Source organism: Pseudoalteromonas sp. CuT4-3 (genome assembly GCF_035666335.1).
In the GTDB taxonomy this organism is placed as follows: domain Bacteria; phylum Pseudomonadota; class Gammaproteobacteria; order Enterobacterales; family Alteromonadaceae; genus Pseudoalteromonas; species Pseudoalteromonas atlantica.
Genome location: NZ_CP142030.1, coordinates 1,008,980 through 1,030,275, shown reverse-complemented (window position 1 = coordinate 1,030,275; position 21,296 = coordinate 1,008,980). Strand labels below are relative to the sequence as shown.

Sequence of the window (21,296 nt, the reverse complement as noted above, 5' to 3'; positions counted from 1 at the left end):
CATTCAATGCGATTAGGGTTGAATAAAATAACGTTAAGGAACAAACATGAAACATCTCACCCTAATAACAAGCTCAGTAATACTTGCATTACTGAGCGGCTGCGACGACGATGTCGAAGTTGTAGAAAAAGACGTAGTCGTTACAAATACCACCGTTGAGGTTGTTGAAGTACCGACGCCTGTAATTGTTGAAGTTGCAAAAGGCGAGGCGCCTGATATTCAATTAGGTACTCGTGCCGACTACCTTATTAACGATATGGCACAGAGCGATTTAAAAACAAAATTAGAATCGTGTACAGATGGGCCATTTTACCGTACAGATTTTTCTATTGGGCATCGTGGTGCACCAATGCAATACCCTGAGCATACCAAGGAGTCTTATATAGCTGCGGCGCGTATGGGCGCAGGTATTGTCGAGTGCGATGTAACCTTTACCAATGACAAAGAGCTCGTGTGTCGCCACTCTCAGTGCGATTTGCACACCACCACCAATATATTAGCCATTGATGAACTTGCCGCTAAATGCAGTGTGCCTTTTACTCCAGCTAACGCAGCAAGTGGCACGCCTGCCACCGCTAAATGCTGCACAAGCGATATCAGCCTGAGAGAATTTTTAACGCTTGAAGGTAAAATGGACGGCGCCAACACCCAAGCCACTACTGTTAGTGAATATATGCAGGGCACGCCCAGCTGGCGCACCGATTTATACGCCACAAGTGGAACATTAGTAACCCATAAACAAAGTATTGAGTTATTTAAAAGCCTGGGTGTGAAAATGACTCCAGAGCTAAAATCGCCGCAAGTGAGCATGCCTTTTGAGGGAATGACACAACAGCAATACGCACAAAAAATGCTTGATGAGTACACGCAATTGGACGTACCAAGCAGTGATGTATACCCGCAATCGTTTAATCTTGATGATGTGAAATATTGGATAAATAACAACCCCGACTTTGCAAATCAAAGCGTATATTTAGATGGCCGAGACAGCGAAGCGGGCTTTGATCCAAGTAACCCTGCAACGTGGCAACCAAGTATGGAAGAGCTAGTAGCCGATGGCGTTAAAATATTAGCGCCCCCTATTTGGATGATGCTCACCATAGACAACGAAAGTAATATTGTCCCCTCACAATACGCCATTGACGCAAAAGCTGCAGGGCTTGAACTGATAGCATGGAGCCTTGAGCGCTCGGGGCCTCTTAACGAGGGCGGTGGCTACTACTATCAATCAATCGCCGATGTTATCGATAACGATGGCGACATGATGACGGTGGTTGATGTACTCGCGCAGGATGTCGGGGTTATGGGTATATTTTCGGATTGGCCTGCGACCGTAAGCTACTACGCAAGTTGTAATAAAATGCCTGCAAGCATTTAAAAAACCAGTATCAGTGGTCGTTTATTTTTTTGCGCTCAGTTACCATAACCTTATTAATTATTTAACTGAGCGCTTTTATGATAATCCAACACCATAATACCGACCTAGCCACCCCTACAGGCTTAATGCGTACTACCGTTTACCGCCCACAAGCAGCTGGCCAATATCCAAGTATTATTTTTTACTCGGAGATTTTTCAGCAAACCGCGCCTATTGCGCGCAGCGCTGCTATTTTAGCAAGCCACGGCTTTGTTGTATTAGTGCCTGAGGTATTTCATGAGCTAAACCCGATTGGTACTGTACTTGCGTACGATGACGCGGGTAAAGATAAAGGCAATGCCGATAAATGGCAAAAGCCACTTGAGCACCACGACAGCGACACACAAGCACTCATCGACTTTGTACAAAATCAAGATTACTGCACTGGCACAGTGGGCGCCATGGGTGTGTGCATTGGTGGGCATTTAGCTTACAGAGCCGCATTAAACCCACACATAAAAGCTGCATTTTGTTTATACGCCACCGATATTCATAGTGATACCTTAACTGCTAATGCAGGTAACAATTCGTTTGAACGCATGGCTGATATTCAGGGTGAAATACACTTTATTTGGGGTAAGCAAGACCCACATGTACCGCAACAAGGCCGAAGTAAAATTTACCAGCAATGTGTAGCCACGGGTATTAACTACCACTGGCAAGAAGTAAACGCACAGCATGCGTTTATGCGTGATGAGGGCGAGCGTTACGATGCCGCGCTTGCAATTACTATGTACCTACAAGCGGTTGCATTATTTAATCGTACTTTGTAATTAAGTGCGGTTTTACGTGCTTTTTAGCATGCCCAGTGCAGTATGCTGTTTAACAAAATGTGCTTTTAAATAATCAATAAACAACCTGAGCTTTTTGGAGCCTGCCGCCCCAGGTGGAAACACACCATAAAGCTCAATATCTTTTGTTTTATAATCATCGAGTATTATTTCTAACAGCCCTGCTTGCACTTTAGGCCACGCATCATACAACGGAATGCGCCCAAGCCCGTGCCCGGCCTCTACAAACGCGGTACGTGCTGCGGCATTATTGATGCTTATGCCGCCTTGTAGTATTACATCGTATTTTTTGCCCTCTTTGCTAAGGGTTAATGTTTTACTGCTAAGCTGGTACACCACCCATTTATGCAAGGCTAATTCAGCTGGCGCTTGAGGTTTGCCAAAATGCTCAAAATACTCAGCTGAGCCACAAATACAGGTACTCATGGTGGTTAGTTTGGTGGCTTGTAAGTTTGAGTCACTTAAAGCGACCCCACGAATAGCAATATCAAAGCCGTTTTTTATAATATCAACCACATCATCGGTTAGTTGCAGGTCTATTTCAATTTTGGGGTATTGGCGTTTAAACGTATTAATTGCTGGCACAATTAGTTGCATGCCTACATTAACAGGGCAGCTAATTTTTAATACTCCTTGTGGCTCACTTTTAATGTTTTCTATTTGCTGATTAGCTGCGTTTGCTTGTTCTGTGATCACTCTACAGCGCTCATAATACGCAATGCCCGCCTCAGTTAAAGCCATAGTGCGGGTTGAGCGATTTAGCAGCGTAACTTCTAATTGCGTTTCTAATTTTTTAAGGTGATAACTTACCACCGCACGCGTTAACCCCAACTGCTTTGCAGCCGCGGTTAAACTGCCCTGCTCGACAATTTGCGCAAATACCACCATGCTTTTAAGTTGCTCAAACGACACTTTCATCACAAACCCACCAATGATTATTCAACCCAACAATTGTATCAATAATTAAACCAATAAAGTTAAATTTATCATCGTTGTTTAAATCCTTTTAAGTGCATATAGTTATTACAGCACCTTGGTTAACACCAAGCTTTAATTTACTCACTAATCGAAGGAATATTGTTATGGCTAAAAAAATACTTATGGTACTTACCTCACATTCAGAGCTTGGCAACACAGGCGAAAAAACAGGTTTTTGGGTAGAAGAATTTGCAGCACCTTACTACGCATTTGTTGATGCTGGTGCAGAGATAACACTTGCTTCTCCTGCGGGTGGCCAACCGCCGATTGACCCAACTAGCACGCTTTCTGACTTTGAAACCGATGCAACAAAGCGCTATGACAACGACAGCGCAGCACAAACACTTATGGCAAACACCAAAGTATTAAGTGAAGTAAACGCCAGCGACTTTGACGCGGTATTTTACCCAGGCGGCCACGGCCCACTATGGGATTTAGTAGATAACAGCGATTCAATCTCACTTATTGAAAAGTTTGTAAAAGAGCAAAAGCCAGTAGCGGCTGTTTGCCACGCAAGTGCAGCCTTTTTAAATGTTAAAGATGCACAGGGCAATGCGCTGGTAGCCGGTAAAAAAGTAACAGGCTTTACTAACTCAGAAGAAGCCGCCGTGCAATTAACAGACGTAGTGCCATTTTTAGTTGAAGATGAACTCATTAAAAAAGGCGGCGATTATCAAAAAACCGACGACTGGGGCGTATTAGCGCTCGAAGATGGTTTAGTGATTACAGGCCAAAATCCAGCAAGCTCAGAGCTTGCGGCGAAAAAACTATTAACTAAATTAGGTTAAAATACCCCCTGTGCGCGGCGCATACCGCCGCGCTAATTAAATCGCTTTTAATAGCGAAAACATACTCCTATACTGGTACAAAATAATCCTACTAAGGCGTTTATATGCCAACTACCCCATCATCATCTTCACTGATAACCAGTACGCGATTTGCAATATTTAGCGTAGTTTTTATATGCCTAATACTACAAGTGATCAATAGTTTACCTGGCATTACGCTTAATGGTTTAGGTATTTACCCTCGCAGCGTTCAAGGGTTAATCGGCATTTTATGCGCCCCATTTTTACATGGCAGCTGGTGGCACTTTGCTAGCAACATGTTGCCTTTTGCAGTACTTAGCTGGCTAATTTGCCAATACAGTGTAAAACGCTTTTATACCGTGTTTATATTTACTGCGTTAATTGGCGGGCTATTAGTGTGGGCCTTTGGTCGAAGTAGTTTTCATGTTGGATTAAGCGGCGCTATTTATGGTTTATGGGGATTTATACTGTGCTATGGCGTGGTTAAGCGCTCATTTAAGTCTATTGTTATTGCCCTAGTAGTGGCAGTACTTTACAGCGGATTTATTTGGGGCGTGCTACCACAACGCTTTCATGTCTCGTTCGAAAGTCACCTTTTTGGTGCGTTAAGTGGGTTCTTTTTAGGGTATAAACTTGCCAAAGCAGATAAACTAAAAGCACGATAATTTTTTCATTGCCTTTAATTAATTTTTTACGCCCCCAGCTTGTTATCTATGAGTATATAAATTAATTACATTTTTAAATTGAGGTTATTTATGAGTAATGAACACGAATACACGCCGCCTAAAGTTTGGACGTGGGACAGCGAAAGTGGTGGTAAATTTGCTAATATTAACCGCCCTATTGCCGGCGCCACTCATGACAAAACCTTAGACATTGGCAAGCACGCGTTTCAACTTTATTCATTAGCCACGCCTAATGGCCAAAAAGCGACCATTATGTTTGAAGAGTTATTAGAGCTTGGCCTAACCGATGCCGACTACGATGCCTATTTAATTAACATTGGCGAAGGCGACCAATTTGGCTCAGACTTTGTTGATATTAATCCAAACTCTAAAATTCCTGCGCTAATGGATCACTCTACCACGCCACCAACACGCATTTTTGAGTCGGGTTCAATTTTACAATACTTGGCAGAAAAATTTGATGTGCTAATCCCAAAAGATTTTAAAGCCAAGACCGAATGCCGTAATTGGCTATTTTGGCAAATGGGTTCAGCGCCTTATTTAGGCGGCGGATTTGGTCATTTTTATAGCTACGCGCCAACAAAAATGCAATACCCAATAGACCGTTTTACTATGGAAACTAAACGCCAGCTCGATGTATTAAATCGCCACTTAAGTGAAAACGAATACATGGCGGGTAGTGAATACTCTATTGCCGACATTGCCATTTGGCCTTGGTATGGCTCATTGGTGCTTGGAAAATTATACGACGCCGCTGAGTTTTTAGATGTTGCCTCTTACACTCATGTAATGCGCTGGGCAGAGCAAATAGCAAAGCGCCCCGCTGTTAAACGTGGTCAACGTGTTAATCGCACTTGGGGCCCTGAAGAAGAGCAACTTAGCGAACGACATAACGCCAGCGACTTTTAATCTAACAGCCCATAACAAGACATTGTGTTATGGGCATTTTTTTATTTAAAATCTGCATTTTCCCTGTCATTAAACTATATTTATTATTGTGTTTTTATAAAATGTAACCTGCTTTACCCGCATTACTTTTCATAAGGCTTTAATGAGTGCAATATAAAAATTTAAATAGTGATGAACGCAGAGAAGCCGTAAAACTTTTATATTCTAATGCTTTATCTGGCATTGGTGTTTCGGCGTTAGTTAGCTTTGTACTTGTGTTTGCATTTGACCTAACGGATGAGAGAACAAATCAAGAAAAAATAATTTGGCTTTTTTTCATGCTGGTTGTTTTAGCAGCAAGGCTAATGGATGTTATTTACTTTAACTACACCAAAGAAGTTAACCAGCCTTTTAATGCAAATAGCTTTTTAAAACGCTTTTCGGTGGGGTGTATAGCAACCGCGATTTCGTGGTCATGTTACGCATTGTGGTTTCATAAAAGCTCATCCACCGTTGAAATTACCACCACAATAGCTATTTTGTCGGCATTTGCTGGAGGCTCAGCCAATTTGCTCTCGGGTAGTCGCTTTACCTCGGTGTGTTACAGCATTATTTTATTAATGCCTTACTCTATAGTACTAACCTTATCTGATGACTATTACCACTATGTATTAGGTTTTTTAGGCATTACTTTTTCGGCAATTATGGTCGCCTCTTCTTATAAGTCGGCCACATTTACCCAAACGGCATAAAATTACGAAATCAAAACCGCGAACTACTTAACGAAATGGAAAGCAAAGTAGAAACACGCACAGAAGAAATTTACCGTTTATCAAATACTGACCCGCTAACAAGCTTGTTAAACCGCACCGCTTTTTTAAAAGTGGCAAATAAACAACTGGCAGATCACCCCGAGGAGAAACTCGCTTTACTTTTTGTAGACCTAGATGGCTTTAAGCAAATTAATGACTCTATGGGTCATAAAGTTGGCGACCAAGTACTTAAAGAAATAGCCGAGCGACTCACTAACGTTTGCACCCGCCACTTATACAAATGCCGCTGGGGCGGAGATGAATTTTTAATTTTAACAACCTATGAGGATGAACAAGACTTATTTGATTTTGCCAAAAAGGTTATTAAAAGCATTCGTGCCGAGCATGAACGATATAAATACCAAAGCTGGGTATCTGCCACTATTGGCATAGCGTTATTTCCTGAGCATGAGGGTGATTTAAGCGCGTTAATTCGTTCAGCAGATTTAGCCATGTACCATCAAAAACGTATTGCCAAAGGCTGCGTAAATATTTACAACAATGACTTAAAGCGCCAACAAGAACGCGAACAATTGCTCAGCAAGCGCTTGGCAAGTGCAATAAAAGACAACGGCTTGCGGTTAGTGTTTCAGCCTATTGTGGATAGCCAAACAGCGAAGGTGACCTCCTTTGAGTCACTTTTACGCTGGCAATTAAATGACGAAGCGATATTTCCTGATGAATTTATTGCCATTGCCGAGCAATACAACCTCATAACCGAACTTGGCTTATGGGTGATTGAGCAAGCGTGTGTGCAAGCTTGCACGTTTAAAAACGTACAACCCCCTATTGCTGTGAGCGTTAATGTATCTGTAATACAACTTCAAGACCCTGATTTTGTCACTAAGGTTGTAAATATCGTTGATCAATACGGCGTAAAGCCAGAAAACCTGCACCTTGAAATCACTGAATCTGTGTTTGCTGAAGATAAGCTCACCTTTTTAGCAGCAGTAAAAGAGCTGCAAAAACAAGGATTTTGTATTTCTATTGACGATTTTGGTACTGGGTACTCTTCCTTGTCGAGCATGTTAGATATTGGTGTAGACATAGTAAAAATAGATAAAAGTTTCATTCAAAATATGGATAAGCGAGGCTTAAGTATAATTCATGCGATTGTGCAAATGGCCTCAACACTTGATTTTATAGTAGTCGCTGAAGGTGTAGAAACCCTAGAGCAAGCCAACATGCTAAAAGAAATTGGCGTGTCTCACCTACAAGGTTATTACTTTTCTAAACCTATGGAACAACACTTTGTAGATTCGTACCTCAAAGAGCAAAACAAATTGTGTAGCTAGCAGTATGAAAAAACTCACTAAAGAGCAAAACAAATTGTGTAGCTAGCAGTATGAAAAAACTCACTAAAGAGCAAGTCTATAAACGCCTTAACAACGATGAAGACGCACGCGCTTGTAAAGACATAAACGAAGATGACTGCAAAGAAGTGGCCGGTAACTTTATTCTTTTATTAACAAGCCAGCTTTTTAGTAAGTTTGCCGATGCCCTCCTCAACCCTAAAGTCACTCTGCCTTGGTTAATGCAAAGCTTAAACGTGCCAAGCGCGTTTATAGCGTGGCTCGTGCCCATAAGAGAATCTGGCTCTTTATTACCACAATTAGCGATAGCCAATATTATCCGTAAACTCTCTGTAAGAAAGTGGGTATGGGTTTGCGGTGCATTTGCCCAAGCGGTATGTATTGGCGCTATGGTTGGTGTTTCATTTGTGCTAGAAGGCGCTCAGGCTGGCTATGCAATTTTAGCTCTGCTGGTGCTCTTTAGCCTCGCCCGCGGGTTTAATTCTATTGCCGCTAAAGATGTATTAGGTAAAGTTATTCCTAAAAAAAAGCGGGGCAATATTAGTGGCCTGGCGGCAAGTATAGCTGGCTTTGCAACACTCACTTTTGGTTTAATGATGTGGTTTTTTTCGGGGCAAAAAGAGCAAAATACGGTATTAATTGCGCTGTGTTTAGGCGCCGTTTTGTGGGTTGTTGCTGCACTTTTTTATAGCCGCATAAACGAATACAAAGGGGCGACACAAGGCGGTAAAAATGGCTTTTTAAATGCGCTAAGTAAATTAAAGCTGCTTTATCAAGATAAACAATTTGCACACTTTGTAATTACCCGCGCCTTTTTACTTTGCTCAGCCCTAAGCGCGCCTTTTTATATTATTTTAGCAAGCTCTCAGCAGTTTGAATTTTCATTATTGGCAGTATTTTTAGCCGTGTCTGGCTTAGCAAGTTTAATTTCTGGGCCAATATGGGGAAGACTCAGCGATTTTTCTAGCCAAAAGGTGCTTGTATTAAGTGCGTTGCTTGTCACCATAAACGGCGTGAGCGTGTTTGTAATAGCCACATGGTATAGCCAGCTGTTTGAATATGCTTGGGTAATACCTGGTTTTTATTTTTTGCTTTGCATTGCTCATCAAGGCGTACGGCTCGGGCGTAAAACCTATTTAGTGGATATGGCACAAGGCAATAAACGCACTGATTACGTGTCGGTTAGTAATACTGTAATTGGCATTTTGCTTTTAATGTTAGGCAGTATAGGGCTTTTAGAAGCATTTTTATCAACCGCACAGCTTATTCTGTTGTATAGCCTGCTCGGTTTGTTAGGTGCTATTAGCGCGATTTTTTTGCCTCAAGCAGAGTAATACCAATGCGCAATAATACGTGATCAATTAAGCGAATTGGTATAATAAAAAAGCCCAACAAAATAATTGCCGGGCTTTGGACTTAAGACCTAAGGATAAACAGTCAGCTTTACCTCAAGTTATAACACCTAAGCAGTTACATTTAGCAGTGAATCACCTTCACTTAAGCCAAATTTTTCTTGTACCGATGAAAGAATTGATTCTTTATCTTCATCAGATAGCTGGCTTGAATACTCAGTTAATAACTCATCTAAGTAGCTAACCACTTCGTCAGTATCAACAGATTCTAGCGAGTTTTGCGGCGGCGGTGGCGGGCGTTGCCCTTCAGGGCGTCCTGCATCGCCAATACTTTTAGCGTCAAAATCAAGTTCGCTCATTAAATCAGCCAACTCTTTTGTCGGCGAGATCCCCTGCTCTTCAAATGCGGCTTGAATACTTTGCGCATCTTCCGTACTTAGGTTTTGTGCATCAAATTCTGCAAGTGTTTCTTTAACAAACTCAGTTTGCTCTGAAGTTAAAGCGCTTACTTGGCTAGATTGTTGAGTCATAAAACTCGCTGAACTACCAATACTGTTGATCATATTTTTCTCCCTTAACGTGCGCGGCGTGGTGGCTTGTGTTCACTTAATTCTTGTTCGCTAATTTCGCCATTCCCATCGGCATCTATTTCGTCAAAAATAGTTTGCGCATCGCCTTGCGGTGGCGCACTTTCGCTAAATTCTGCAAGGCTAATCACACCGTCACCATCTGCATCTATGCTTGAAAAGTCAGGTTTAGGTGGTGGGTTATCACCGCCTCTGGCTGCAACATTGGCTGAAAAAGCCATTGATAATAATGCAGCAACGGCAAAAGTAGAAAAATGCTTCATTGTGGTCACCTTGGGTTAAATATTAATAAAGGGTATGAATATAAAGTACGCTTAAAAAACGCAAACATTGTGCAAACAATAAGGAAATAAAAATAAATCCGATTTTTATCATGTTATTTTTACCTTATTCGGTATTTCGGTTATTGTGATAACTAATTACTTAAAACCACTTTCAACACCTGTTTTGAGAGCTAACATACTAAGGACTTGTTAACATACATGTTTAATCTTCCAATTTTTCTAGTTGTATCGCAGTGAAAATACCTAAACGCCTCCAGCCACTCGTTGATGATGGCCTAATTGATGAAGTGATAAGCCGCTTAATGAGCGGTAAAGAAGCGGATGTATTTGTGGTACGCAGCGGTGGCGAAATTCGCTGTGCTAAAGTCTACAAAGATGCAGTTAAACGCAGCTTTAAAAAGGCAGCTCAGTATCAAGAAGGCCGAAAAGTAAGAGGCGGACGCCAAGCCCGCGCCATGGGTAAACGCTCTAGTTATGGGCGACAACTAGAAGAAGAAATTTGGCAAAATGCAGAAGTAGACGCGCTTTCACGTTTATCACGCGCTGGCGTCAGAGTTCCTGATACTTATTACTGTATTGATGGTGTGTTGTTAATGGAGCTTGTGTGCGATGAAGACGGAGATGTTGCTCCACAGTTAGGGCATGTGACCCTTACACAGCAAGACGCTATTGAGCAGTACAGTATGATGGTTCATTATATTAAATTAATGCTGTGCACTGGTATTATCCACGGTGACTTATCAGAATTTAACGTACTTGTTGATAGTAAAGGGCCTGTAATTATTGACCTTCCGCAAGCTGTAAACGCCGCAGCCAATAACAGTGCGCAAGCAATGTTTACGCGCGATGTAAACAATATACGCCGTTATTATGCGCAGTTTGCACCTAGCCTATTAAACACTCATTACGCTAAAGAAATGTGGGCACTGTTTGAAGAGGCCAGCTTAACGCCAAACACTGTGCTCAGCGGAGAATTTGAAGACAGTAACGAATCTGCAGACGTAGATGCGGTACTCGATGAAATACAAGCGGCCGAATACGAAGAGTTCGACCGTTTAGAGCGTATTAAAAACGCTGACGATGAGTAAAACGGCGCTCAAGTTTAGCTATTGAGGGTGAACAAACCGATAGCCCACACCGTAAACCGACTGAATAACACTGTCGGTTTGCGTTACTTCATCTAGCTTTTTACGTAACTTTTTTATGTGGCTGTCTATAGTACGGTGGCTAACTATACGTTGGTCTGCGTACATGGTGTCCATTAAGCTATCGCGTGAATAGATTCTGTTAGGGTTTGAATACAAAGGCTTAAATAGCTGAAATTCAAAATTAGTTAGTTCTATACTGCTATTTTTATAGTTAACACTGTAAGTACTTTCATCCAGTGTCATGGCATTATTTACAGGCTCTTTTGTGCTATTCACACGCCTTAAAATTGCTTTTACACGAGCCACCAGCTCAGCATAACTAAACGGTTTACAAATATAGTCATCGGCGCCCAGTTCAAGTCCGAGTAACCGGTCAATCTCCTCCACCTTTGCCGAAACCATAATAATGGGCACATTAGAGAACTTTCTTATCGCTTTGCACAGCTCTATACCGCTTTGCCCTGGCAACATAATATCTAATAAAATAACACTTGGCTTATTACTTTCAAGCCAGCTAAGTACTTCATCACCATGATGAATAAGGTGCGTTTGATAATGATGACTTGTTAAAAAGTCGCTCATTAAATTGGCAAGTTTTATTTCATCTTCAACAATGAGTATTTGCTCACTCATATTTATCCTCTACTGAACTAATAAGGGTAATTTAATAACAATGCCAAGCCCGCCAATACTGGCTTTTTCGGCTGATATTTCGCCATTATGACCTTTAACAATATGCTGACAAATAGACAAACCTAAACCAGAGCCACCCTCTTGGCGATTGCGAGAGCTGTCTACACGGTATAAATATTCAAACAAGTGCGATAAATGCGTTTGCTCAACGCCTATCCCGTTATCCTCTATTATAAGCTCTAAATAGGCTTGGCCTTTAATATTTACGTTATTGGCACTTAAAGAAATAGTTGAGCACTGGGCGTAATGCACCGCATTCATTAATATATTATCTAGTAATTGCAGTATACGTGTTTTATCTGCGTTTACTGTGGTGTTGTTAGCACTATTAAGAAGGTAAAAATTAATAGCGTGCTGCTCAAAAATAACGTGATACTTTTGCTCTATGGAGTTAAGTAAAAAGCCTACGTCGGTAGGTTGCATGGTGTAATGCATGCCACCTAGCTCTGCGCTATTTAGCATGTGTAGGTCGTCAATCAAGCGTTTTAAATGCAGCGCTTCATCGTTAGCAGAACTAATATTTTTATTATTTGGTTCACGTATCCCGAGCAACATAGCTTCGAGCTCACCGAGTAAAATGCTCATGGGCGTTCTTAGTTCATGAGAAATATTAGCTAACCAGCGTTTACGTACTTGCTCATCTTTAGCGAGCGTAAAGGCCAAAGTGTTAAAATCTTCACTAAGCTGGCCCAGCTCGTCTTTTCTATCTAATAAAAGTTTGGTGCTGTACTGCCCTTTGGTTAGCTTATGCATACCACTGGCAATTTGCTTTACAGGGCCAACTAAATGCCTTGCCAGTAAAAAAGACAACAGTAAGGTAAGTAGCCCTGCGGTTAACGCAATAAGCCATAAATAGTTAGTTTGTTGCTTTAAAAAATCCAGCTCGTACCCATCTGCTAGGCTTTTTCTTTTTGAAACAGCAAGGTAAGCAATTGTTTTACCTTCAAGCTCTATGGGCGTTTTAATGTACTTTAAATCCTCAAATAATTTACCAAAAATACGCTGCTGGTTTTCATCAAGTAGTGCATAGTGCGCGGCATGCTCGGGCGGTGGGCGACGATCTCGTTGCGCCATATGCTGTGGGGGTCTGGGTCTGCGTTCGCCGCGAATTTCTGGGCGCTGTGGCATATCGCGTAAACTAGGTAAAAACTGGCTTGATTGCAATTGCGATTCAACCAACCTTAAAAAGCGCTGATCGTTACCTATAATTTTATCCCACGAGGGAGTTTGCGCGTATTTATTAGCCAGCTGTACTGCTAATGGCTCTAATGCTTTTACTTCTTTAGCGTTTACAAAATCTATAATACCTTGGCCAATACTGTACTGAATAAGCACAACTAGCCCCGCAATAATGCTAAAGGTGAAGCTAAATAATATTAAAAAAAGTTTGTTATGAATTTTCATTTATTTTTTATAAACCTGACTCTAAAAGCATTTGAGCTGTTATTTATTGCGTATTTTTTTACTGCTAAAACGTATTATTAAAAGCTCTAAGCACTTTCAAGAATAGTCTGTAATAACAATTGTATTAATTGCGTGTTCTATTATAGCGACTTATAAATAGCGCCTTTAATAACAACGTATAACGTTAACAAGTAAAAGTGCAAACAATGTGCATTTTATAAAAAATTACGCTCAAAAAAGGCGACCTAAGTCGCCTTTGTTATTAATCGTTTTTTAAATGCTTATCAAAAAAATCGAGAAACGCTTGTAACGTTTTAATTCTATGCGGCTGATAAGACAAGTAATGGTCGCCATCTTCTAGCTCAATGTAAGTAACATCTTTATCTTCGTCATCTAGTTCATCTTCCATTTCTCTACTATGGTAAATAGGGACAACACTGTCGTCGCTACCATGCACAAGTAAAACAGGTTTGTTGATTGATTTAGCAAAATTAACCGGCGAATTGGCCTCTAGCTTATCGCTATTTGTTCCAAACTGTTTTCGTACTATGTCTTTGTTTGTAAAGTGTCGGGCTTTACTCACAATATGCTCAAGGTCAGTTACCCCTGCAAAACTTGCCGCACATTTAAATGTTTCAGGGTGTTTAATAACAGCCATTAAGGCGGCATATCCACCGTAGCTTGCGCCACCAATACAAATTTTATCTGGCTGAGCAATCCCTTGGTCTATTAACCAGTTAGCTCCATCTTGTAAGTCATCTTGCATGGCTAAACCAAAACCTTGGATCGACTGCATTAAAAAGTCATAACCATAACCGCTTGAGCCACGAAAGTTAGGCTGTAACACGGCATAACCATTATATGCCAGTAACGCAGTCCAATAGTCAAAGCCTGCATAGTCTCGCGCCATAGGCCCACCATGTGGAAATATAATAGTGGGTAACTTATCGCCTTTCTCATAGCCAACAGGCAGCGTTAAGTAGCCTTCTATAATAAGACCGTCACGTGCTTTATAGCTAATGTGCTCTTTACCGGCGTATACGCTTTCGTTAATGTGTGGGTAAACGTCTGCAAAAAATGTTAAATCACCTCGCTTTCTGTCACCTAACATGTAGGCGCCTGATGTTTTATCTGAGCTGACATAAAGTACATATTTTTGCTGATCGTCGCTGGTGCTAACAATATCCATTTCAAATGAATCTTTAGGTAATGATGCTCGTAAAGAGCGATGTAGCTTGTCTAAGTCTTCATCCCAATACGCAATACCATCTTCTAAATGCGAATGCGTAAAGCCTGCCACTTCGCCAGTTTTACGGGAGTAAAAAATATCGCCATCGACATCGTACTTGTCGTCGCTAAAAATGAGCTCACGTTTGTTAGTTGTTAGATTAAGCTTAAATAATGCATCACGCCCTTCATGGAGCGCAGTGATGTATAAAAAGTTAGGGTCTTTATCAAAGCCAAGTATCGAAATGCTTTGCTCACTAAATACTTCGTAGCTAAATAGTGTTTGCCACGACTCATTTTGCTCGTTGTACAGCTCGTAAGTAAATTGTGTTTCATCCATTTTTTTAGCAATACGAACCTTGCCTTGTCTATCAGCAAACCAACTGGTTACATCTGCACGAGCACGTTGTATTTGTTTTTTGCGTAAGGTAGTTAGGTCAAGTTCATACACAGCAGGGGTATTGGCTATTTTAAAGTCGCCCTGCACGAGTATTTTATTTTCTTGCTCCGGTAAAAAGCTAATAATTCGGTCAGAAAACTGAGGCTGCTTTTCATCACGCGTGTTGTTTGCTCTAAACGCCAGTTTTATTCCTTTATCATCACTTAGATTATACGAATACATTAATGTAGACGCATACTTAACCCCACCAAATTGATATTTAATGTATCGTGCGCCCAATAACAAAACATCATTATTTGCCCAACTAAACCAGTCAAAAAATACAGTGTGGTTATCCGATTTAATAATCGGCTTGCCCTTGCCTGTTGTAAGGCTTTGCACCATTAAAACTAAATCGCCATCAAGGTTTCTAACATACGCAATGTTATTTCCATCTGGTGAGAGCTTAACTTGGCTTATGCTTTTTAAGCCTGCAAACGCTTCTATGGGTAGCTTTTTATCAGAGGCTGATAGGCAGCTAAAACTAAGTAGGGCAAATACTAAAGTGAGGTAAAGTTTAGACATTCAATATCCATTTGTTTTTATAAGTAACGCTTAATGAGTTAACAGTAAGTGTATAAAGTTAATCTGTTATTTTACAATTGTGGCCGCTTTAGTACAAATTTATCTTTAGTAGAGCTAAAGTAGTCTCCACCCATTTTACCTATGCTGTTTAAACGCGTGGGATCTATATAGCCATTTACTAACACGTTATCGTCAATATAAATTCCCACCACGTTGAGTAGCATAACTTTGCCGCCACCGGGTTCGTCGCTTATCTGAATAACGTCTCTTAAGGTGCACTCGTATCTTACTTTAGCCGCTGCGGCGCCTGGGGATGTTACGTGTGTACTGGCGATTGTTTCAATATTTGCTGCCTCAAATTCACTCACATTATGTGGATAATTAGCGCAGCTTTGATTCATTTTTTTTACTAGCTCTTCACTTACAATATTAACCACGCAGTTGTTAGTGGCTTGAAGGTTTAAAAGCGTGTCTTTATTGGCTTTGTCGCGTGGGTTTACTTGGGTCACGCTCAGCACTGGCGGGTTACAGCTGGCCACTGTAAAAAAAGAGTACGGGGCAATATTAGCAATCCCCTCCTTACTAAATGTGCTTACCCAAGCAATAGGCCGTGGGCTAATACCCCCAACTAAATACGAGTAAACATTGTGCTGCGTGCTTTGCGTTAAATCTAAAAACATAATTTTCCTTTATACGTCGTACTGCAAATCGTAAAAGCGCTGTAATGCGTACAGTATTTCATAACTGCAGCCACTTTTTTAAATATGCGCGAAAAAATAAACATAGTGTGGTTTAAACGCGATTTACGCCTTAGCGACCATCAACCACTTAAAAATGCATTTAATGATGATTTACCCACATTACTGCTATACAACTTTGAGCCACTAATGCTTGAGGATGCACATTATAATGCGCGCCATTGGCGTTTTGTTTATCAATCAATAGGCGAAATAAATCAGCAGCTAACTCGCTATAAAGCAGCGCTGTATATTTTTAACCAAAACATGCTGACACTGTTAAACACGCTTAATCAAACATACCAAATAGCAAACATATTTAGCCATCAAGAAATTGGCTTAAACAATACCTTTGAACGCGATAAAGCCGTTGCTATATGGTGTAAAGCTAACAAAGTTAACTGGCTTGAGTCACAAACGGGCGGCGTTATTCGTGGCAAAAAAAACCGTAAAAATTGGAACGCACGCTGGCAACAAACAATGCAGGCTCCTATTGCTATTCCTAATTGGAAAAACATAAAAACCATTACACTTAATAACTACCAAACACCTAAATTGCCCGACAGCTACACGCAAAATGACGACAACTTTCAAGTAGGTGGGCCTTTAACTGCGCATACAATATTGCAAAGCTTTTTTGCTGAGCGCGGTAAGGGATATCAAAAAGGCATATCTAGCCCCAGCTTAAGCCGTATTCATTGCTCTAGGCTTTCGCCTTATTTAGCATGGGGTAATATTAGCCTTAAACAGGTTTATCAAACCGCTATTGATGCATACCATGCAAAACACCCAAGCAAAAAAGGCTGGAAGCGCCCGCTTGCTGCATTTGTATCGCGTTTGCATTGGCACTGCCATTTTATGCAAAAATTTGAAAGTGAGAGTACGATGGAGTTTAAAGCGCTCAATGCGGGGTATCATCAGTTCCCATATAGAAACGATGACAACGTACAACACGATATTGAGCGCTGGGCACAAGGCCAAACGGGTATACCCATTATTGATGCCTGTATGCGCTGTTTAAAAACCACGGGCTATATTAATTTTAGAATGCGCGCTATGTTGGTTAGCTTTGTAACGCATCATTTAAATATAAGCTGGCAGCAGGCAAGCTTACCTTTGGCAAATTACTTTTTAGACTTTGAACCTGGCATTCATTACCCACAAATACAAATGCAGGCCTCAGTTACGGGTATTAACACCATTAGGCATTACAACCCAATAAAGCAATCTGAAGATCAAGACCCAACCGGCGCCTTTATTAAAAAATGGTGCCCCGAACTTGAAAAGCTGCCGATAGAATATTTACACGAGCCTTGGCAACAAACACCAATGGAAGCGCTGTTTAACGACTTTAAACTTGGTGAAGACTACCCCGAGCCCATGCTTGATTTAACTCAAGCCTCCAAATCCAAATAAGCGCGCGAACGTTTATGGCAATACCGCGAGCGCGCCGATGTTAAACGTGCAATTCCTAACATATTAAAAAAGCATGTAGGGCTTACTCGCACACACAAAAACACCGCAAAAAGTAATTAATATGGCAAATAAAAAAAGCCATTTACCACAAAAAATGTGCCCTGTTTGCAACAAGCCTTTTGCATGGCGTAAAAAGTGGCAGCGCGATTGGGATAACGTTATTTACTGCTCAGAGCGCTGTAAACGTAATAAAAATTAAAAGGTATTAATCCTTTATGCTATACGTGAGCTGGCGTCTATTTTGCAATGGTATGAATAACTCGGCTTTTAAGGCTGTATTTAGGTGTTTTATGTAAATAGCACTTACTCAGCCTGAAAAGCTTACATGCAACGCAAGGAGAAGATGATGACGATTAAAAAAACGGCAAACTCAACCTGGTCAGGCGATATTAAAACAGGTAAAGGCAGTATTTCTACACAAAGCGGCGCACTTGATAAACAACCATTTGGTTTTAATACTCGCTTTGAAGACGAGCCTGGTTCTAACCCAGAAGAATTAGTGGGAGCTGCGCACAGTGCCTGCTTTAGTATGGCGCTTTCGCTTGCTCTTGGCGATGCCGGTTTTAAAGCCGATAAAATTGATACTAAAGCCACCGTAAGCCTTGATGAGGTTGATGACGGCTTTGCAGTCACCCATATAGCGCTTGAAGTAAACGCACGTATTAAAGATATTGCTAACGAGCAATTTCAGGCATTGTGTGAGCAAACTAAAAAAAACTGCCCTATTTCAAAGCTACTTAATACCGAAATCTCCCTAAACGCAACGCTCGACTCAACCGCATAAAACGTAATTTTTAAACCTTACGGTTTTACGCGTTAAGCCAGGTAACCTGTTACTTGGCTTAACACTCATCCCTAACCCTTTTTGAGTTATTTGAGTTTAATAACTCATTTAGCAATGCAATGCCCATCCCTAAGGCAGGCCACACTACCCATAAATAATTTGGCGATGTAATTAAGTTTATCGCGGTCAAAAATACCAAAGCCACAAAGTAACGTTTTAAATTATCAAAAAATGCTGGTGTATTCATGTTTGCTCTCCTCTTAAAATGTAAGGTTATTATTGCCTTAATTTTTAAGCCTGAAAGGTGCTATTTGTCATCAGTTAATATGACATTAGTCATAAATTTATAGCAGCCCCTTCAAACGCATCTCTACAAATACTTATACAAACATACAGTTACTTACAATTATTTAAATGTATTTTAAAGAGTATTTAATATAATACCTTTTCTAGATACACCTATTTAATTATAAGAAAGGATACTTATGCGCTACTTAATACCACTCTCTTTGCTTGCACTTAGCTGTACAGCATCAGTAAATGCTGAACAATCAGCATCAACAAAGCAATGGTTTAATACAATTAACTACGCAAAAATTGATTCACGCTATTACAGCGATAATGTGTACGGATTATCTACGCATTATTACTTTGAAGAGCAACAAAGCTCGGGAGTGTGGGATGATTATGGCTACCTAGATACAGATAGTAATATAGGCTTAAATTACTTTAATTCAGATGGTTATAGTGGAAAAGGGATTTTTGGAGAAGGCTTTTACGGTAATGCTTTTGCAACCATAGAGCTGCCTAATATTGGCGATACTGATACCTATTCACTTGGCATAGGTTACTTATTTGCTGATTCGCTAAAAGTATCTGCACGCATGGTAGATTACGAATATGGTGACACAGTTTATTTATTTAAAGCGCAATATAATCACCAAATTAATGACACCGACTACATTGGTTTTACTGTTGAGACGGATGATGAAATAGAGTCGTGGGACTTATCATCACGTTACTTTGCTCACCTTTACGATGAACGCTACTTTACTATAAATGCTGACTATCTCGATGCTGGCGATGATTCAATTTTTAATGTGTTGGCAAATTATTACTTTAATAAGCATGTTGCAGTTGGCGTTGGTTTATACGACTCAGATTTAGTTGTTGAAGGTAAATACTTTATTAACGATAACTACTATTTTACAGCTAATTACACCGATAACGATGACTAAGATATATACAATCTCAGTTTTGTAGCTCAGTTTTAGTAAATACAAAAAACCGCCTTGCTGGAGTCACTTCAGTTAAACAAGGCGGCTTTTATATTAAAACAGCTATAGCTTACATATTACCTAGCTCTATCATCATTGCGGTATACATACGTAAATTAAGCGCTAATTGCTCAAGCGTAATAAATTCATGCTCTGAGTGGCCGGTATAACGTTTGCCTGGCATTGAAGGGCCAAACGAGACTGCATTATCAAATAGCTTTGCGTTAGTGCCGCCACCTATTGATACAAAGTCAGCTTGTTCGTCACCTGTAAAATGTTTAAAAATATCAAGCAGCTTTTGTGCGTGCGGCGCGTTATCTAACAGCATGGGTGTACCAATAATGGTCTCGACTTTACTAAGCGTTACGTTATTTGCAGTTTCCCATTCCTTAATCGCACTGTTTATTTGCGCTTTAAGTAGGTTTTCATCTTTACCAACTGGGCGGCGTGCGTTAATGGCTAACGTTAGTGCGTTACCATCGCGTTCAATTACGGTAGGGGCTACGCTCATTGGGCCCATGAATTCATGCTCGTAGGCAATATTACCAAATTGCTTACCATGAATATCTAAACCAATTAATTGATTTACAAATTTTATAAGCTGGCCATCGCTATTATTTTCAAGTGCGACGCCTTTAAATAGCTCGCTCAGGTGTGCAATAGCATTAACGCCCGACTCTGGCTCTGATGAGTGCGCAGACACCCCTTTTACAGTTATTTTTAAGCCTTCTGCTTGCTCTTCAAAATTAAACTCAACTTCACTAAGTGTTTTAGCTTTAGCTTTTAATAAGTTAATAACAACAGCGCTTGCGTTATGCAGCACTAAGCTTGCATCTTCTGGTATTTGGCTTTTAAACGCGCCGCCCGCTAAATCACTCACATACATACCGGTTTGTTTTGAGGTAGCATTAAAAGTAGGAGCAATTAAGCTCCAGCCTTTTTCGGCTACTACAACTGGGTATGATGCATCAATGGTTACGGCGTATTTTGGCTGCTCGTAGGTTTTCATAAATTCAGTAAGCGGGCCCCAGTCAGATTCCTCAGCTAGGTAAATCATCAGCTCTATGCGGTTATTAAGCTCTATGCCTTTATCTTTAATCGCTTTCATGGCGTATAGTGCGGTGGCTATTGCGCCTTTGTCGTCTTCTGTGCCTCGCCCAACTAATTTGCCAGGCTCTGAGGTATCAATAATAAATGGGCTTTGTTTCCACTTACTGGCATTGGCAGGTTGTACGTCTCCGTGGGTTACAACGGTAACCTTTTCGTTTTGATCTCCCATGCCTATAAGCACGGTGTAGCCTAGGTCTTGGTAATCAAACCCAAGCTCTGCAGCTTTCATTTTTAATACAGATTTGAAATTAATAAAGTCAGGATTTTGTGGCGCGGGTATCGACTCTTTATTTACCGTAGGAAAAGCCACTAAATTAGTTAACGTGTGAATTTGTGATTGTTGATAAGTATTAACAGCGTAATCGGCAACACTATCAATATTTGTATGTAATTGTGCATGTGCGCTAAAAGCAAATAAAGCACTGCAAAGCAAAGCTAACTTTTTCAAAACGTATCCTTTTGTATGAATCATTACTACCAATGCGCAATAATAAATCGCTTAAATAATTAAATTGGTATTAAAGCTAAATTATACCGCCAAGCAATAGTATTAAATAGA

21 protein-coding genes and 1 pseudogene are annotated in these 21,296 nt (G+C 40.6%); 13 read left to right on the top strand and 9 right to left on the bottom strand.

Features of this window, described 5'->3' with window-relative positions:
- Positions 1 to 46: 46 nt before the first annotated feature.
- Together VOI46_RS04600 and VOI46_RS04595 are read left to right on the top strand one after the other, a co-directional pair.
- Entirely contained in the window at positions 47 to 1,378 is a 1,332-nt protein-coding gene (locus VOI46_RS04600; protein ID WP_004587395.1) for a glycerophosphodiester phosphodiesterase family protein, read from the top strand.
- 77 nt (positions 1,379 to 1,455) lie between these two features.
- Positions 1,456 to 2,190 (top strand): dienelactone hydrolase family protein, encoded by a 735-nt coding sequence (locus tag VOI46_RS04595; protein WP_004587396.1) that lies wholly within the window; start codon positions 1,456 to 1,458, stop codon positions 2,188 to 2,190.
- 12 nt (positions 2,191 to 2,202) lie between these two features.
- Here VOI46_RS04595 and VOI46_RS04590 read toward each other — a convergent pair whose 3' ends face one another.
- Positions 2,203 to 3,126 (bottom strand): LysR family transcriptional regulator, encoded by a 924-nt coding sequence (locus VOI46_RS04590; RefSeq protein ID WP_004587397.1) that lies wholly within the window; start codon positions 3,124 to 3,126, stop codon positions 2,203 to 2,205.
- A 164-nt stretch (positions 3,127 to 3,290) separates the two neighbouring features.
- On the opposite strand from VOI46_RS04590, the gene VOI46_RS04585 reads away from it, so the two are divergent.
- The 6 genes from VOI46_RS04585 to VOI46_RS04560 all read left to right on the top strand — a co-directional run bounded on the left by VOI46_RS04585 (position 3,291) and on the right by VOI46_RS04560 (position 9,028).
- Positions 3,291 to 3,974: a type 1 glutamine amidotransferase domain-containing protein gene (locus tag VOI46_RS04585; protein ID WP_004587398.1), complete on the top strand. Its 684-nt coding sequence runs from the start codon at positions 3,291 to 3,293 to the stop codon at positions 3,972 to 3,974.
- A 104-nt stretch (positions 3,975 to 4,078) separates the two neighbouring features.
- Complete coding sequence (locus VOI46_RS04580; protein WP_004587399.1) at positions 4,079 to 4,660, top strand: rhomboid family intramembrane serine protease; 582 nt, start codon at positions 4,079 to 4,081, stop codon at positions 4,658 to 4,660.
- Positions 4,661 to 4,750: 90 nt separating this feature from the next.
- Positions 4,751 to 5,590, top strand: a complete 840-nt coding sequence (gene yghU / locus VOI46_RS04575; RefSeq protein WP_004587400.1) for a glutathione-dependent disulfide-bond oxidoreductase — start codon at positions 4,751 to 4,753, stop codon at positions 5,588 to 5,590.
- 146 nt (positions 5,591 to 5,736) lie between these two features.
- Positions 5,737 to 6,321, top strand: a complete 585-nt coding sequence (locus VOI46_RS04570) for a hypothetical protein (RefSeq protein ID WP_232423991.1) — start codon at positions 5,737 to 5,739, stop codon at positions 6,319 to 6,321.
- A gap of 35 nt (positions 6,322 to 6,356) precedes the next feature.
- Positions 6,357 to 7,676 (top strand): bifunctional diguanylate cyclase/phosphodiesterase, encoded by a 1,320-nt coding sequence (locus tag VOI46_RS04565; RefSeq protein WP_232423992.1) that lies wholly within the window; start codon positions 6,357 to 6,359, stop codon positions 7,674 to 7,676.
- Between the two features lie 50 nt (positions 7,677 to 7,726).
- Positions 7,727 to 9,028, top strand: coding sequence for an MFS transporter (locus VOI46_RS04560; protein ID WP_004587401.1), 1,302 nt, complete (start codon positions 7,727 to 7,729; stop codon positions 9,026 to 9,028).
- A 128-nt stretch (positions 9,029 to 9,156) separates the two neighbouring features.
- On the opposite strand, the gene VOI46_RS04555 is transcribed toward VOI46_RS04560, so the two are convergent.
- Together VOI46_RS04555 and VOI46_RS04550 are read right to left on the bottom strand one after the other, a co-directional pair.
- The gene (locus VOI46_RS04555) at positions 9,157 to 9,609 is read right to left on the bottom strand and encodes a hypothetical protein (protein WP_004587402.1); all 453 of its coding nucleotides are present in this window, start codon (positions 9,607 to 9,609) and stop codon (positions 9,157 to 9,159) included.
- An 11-nt stretch (positions 9,610 to 9,620) separates the two neighbouring features.
- A complete protein-coding gene (locus tag VOI46_RS04550; protein WP_004587403.1) occupies positions 9,621 to 9,896 on the bottom strand; it encodes an EF-hand domain-containing protein in 276 nt (91 codons plus the stop codon).
- A 254-nt stretch (positions 9,897 to 10,150) separates the two neighbouring features.
- On the opposite strand from VOI46_RS04550, the gene VOI46_RS04545 reads away from it, so the two are divergent.
- Positions 10,151 to 11,005 (top strand): PA4780 family RIO1-like protein kinase, encoded by an 855-nt coding sequence (locus tag VOI46_RS04545; protein ID WP_004587404.1) that lies wholly within the window; start codon positions 10,151 to 10,153, stop codon positions 11,003 to 11,005.
- Positions 11,006 to 11,023: 18 nt separating this feature from the next.
- Here VOI46_RS04545 and VOI46_RS04540 read toward each other — a convergent pair whose 3' ends face one another.
- From VOI46_RS04540 to VOI46_RS04525, 4 genes are all read right to left on the bottom strand, one after another.
- Entirely contained in the window at positions 11,024 to 11,698 is a 675-nt protein-coding gene (locus VOI46_RS04540) for a response regulator (protein WP_004587405.1), read from the bottom strand.
- Between the two features lie 9 nt (positions 11,699 to 11,707).
- Positions 11,708 to 13,162, bottom strand: coding sequence for an ATP-binding protein (locus VOI46_RS04535; RefSeq protein ID WP_004587406.1), 1,455 nt, complete (start codon positions 13,160 to 13,162; stop codon positions 11,708 to 11,710).
- Between the two features lie 262 nt (positions 13,163 to 13,424).
- Positions 13,425 to 15,353, bottom strand: a complete 1,929-nt coding sequence (locus tag VOI46_RS04530) for a S9 family peptidase (protein ID WP_004587407.1) — start codon at positions 15,351 to 15,353, stop codon at positions 13,425 to 13,427.
- 71 nt (positions 15,354 to 15,424) lie between these two features.
- Positions 15,425 to 16,033 carry a flavin reductase family protein gene (locus tag VOI46_RS04525; RefSeq protein WP_004587408.1) on the bottom strand — a complete coding sequence of 203 codons (609 nt, stop codon included), beginning with the start codon at positions 16,031 to 16,033 and terminating at the stop codon, positions 15,425 to 15,427.
- Positions 16,034 to 16,117: 84 nt separating this feature from the next.
- Here VOI46_RS04525 and VOI46_RS04520 point away from each other — a divergent pair.
- The 3 genes and pseudogenes from VOI46_RS04520 to VOI46_RS04510 all read left to right on the top strand — a co-directional run bounded on the left by VOI46_RS04520 (position 16,118) and on the right by VOI46_RS04510 (position 18,350).
- Positions 16,118 to 17,626, top strand: a pseudogene (locus VOI46_RS04520) (deoxyribodipyrimidine photo-lyase).
- A gap of 1 nt (position 17,627) precedes the next feature.
- Positions 17,628 to 17,765 (top strand): DUF2256 domain-containing protein, encoded by a 138-nt coding sequence (locus tag VOI46_RS04515; protein WP_004587410.1) that lies wholly within the window; start codon positions 17,628 to 17,630, stop codon positions 17,763 to 17,765.
- A 147-nt stretch (positions 17,766 to 17,912) separates the two neighbouring features.
- Positions 17,913 to 18,350, top strand: coding sequence for an OsmC family protein (locus tag VOI46_RS04510; RefSeq protein WP_004587411.1), 438 nt, complete (start codon positions 17,913 to 17,915; stop codon positions 18,348 to 18,350).
- Positions 18,351 to 18,408: 58 nt separating this feature from the next.
- Here the strand turns inward: VOI46_RS04510 and VOI46_RS04505 are convergent, their stop codons facing one another.
- The gene (locus tag VOI46_RS04505; RefSeq protein ID WP_004587412.1) at positions 18,409 to 18,597 is read right to left on the bottom strand and encodes a 2TM domain-containing protein; all 189 of its coding nucleotides are present in this window, start codon (positions 18,595 to 18,597) and stop codon (positions 18,409 to 18,411) included.
- 238 nt (positions 18,598 to 18,835) lie between these two features.
- Between VOI46_RS04505 and VOI46_RS04500 the strand changes: the two genes are divergently transcribed.
- Complete coding sequence (locus VOI46_RS04500) at positions 18,836 to 19,588, top strand: putative porin (RefSeq protein ID WP_004587413.1); 753 nt, start codon at positions 18,836 to 18,838, stop codon at positions 19,586 to 19,588.
- A 109-nt stretch (positions 19,589 to 19,697) separates the two neighbouring features.
- Here VOI46_RS04500 and VOI46_RS04495 read toward each other — a convergent pair whose 3' ends face one another.
- Positions 19,698 to 21,185 carry a dipeptidase gene (locus tag VOI46_RS04495; RefSeq protein ID WP_004587414.1) on the bottom strand — a complete coding sequence of 496 codons (1,488 nt, stop codon included), beginning with the start codon at positions 21,183 to 21,185 and terminating at the stop codon, positions 19,698 to 19,700.
- Positions 21,186 to 21,296: the final 111 nt, after the last annotated feature.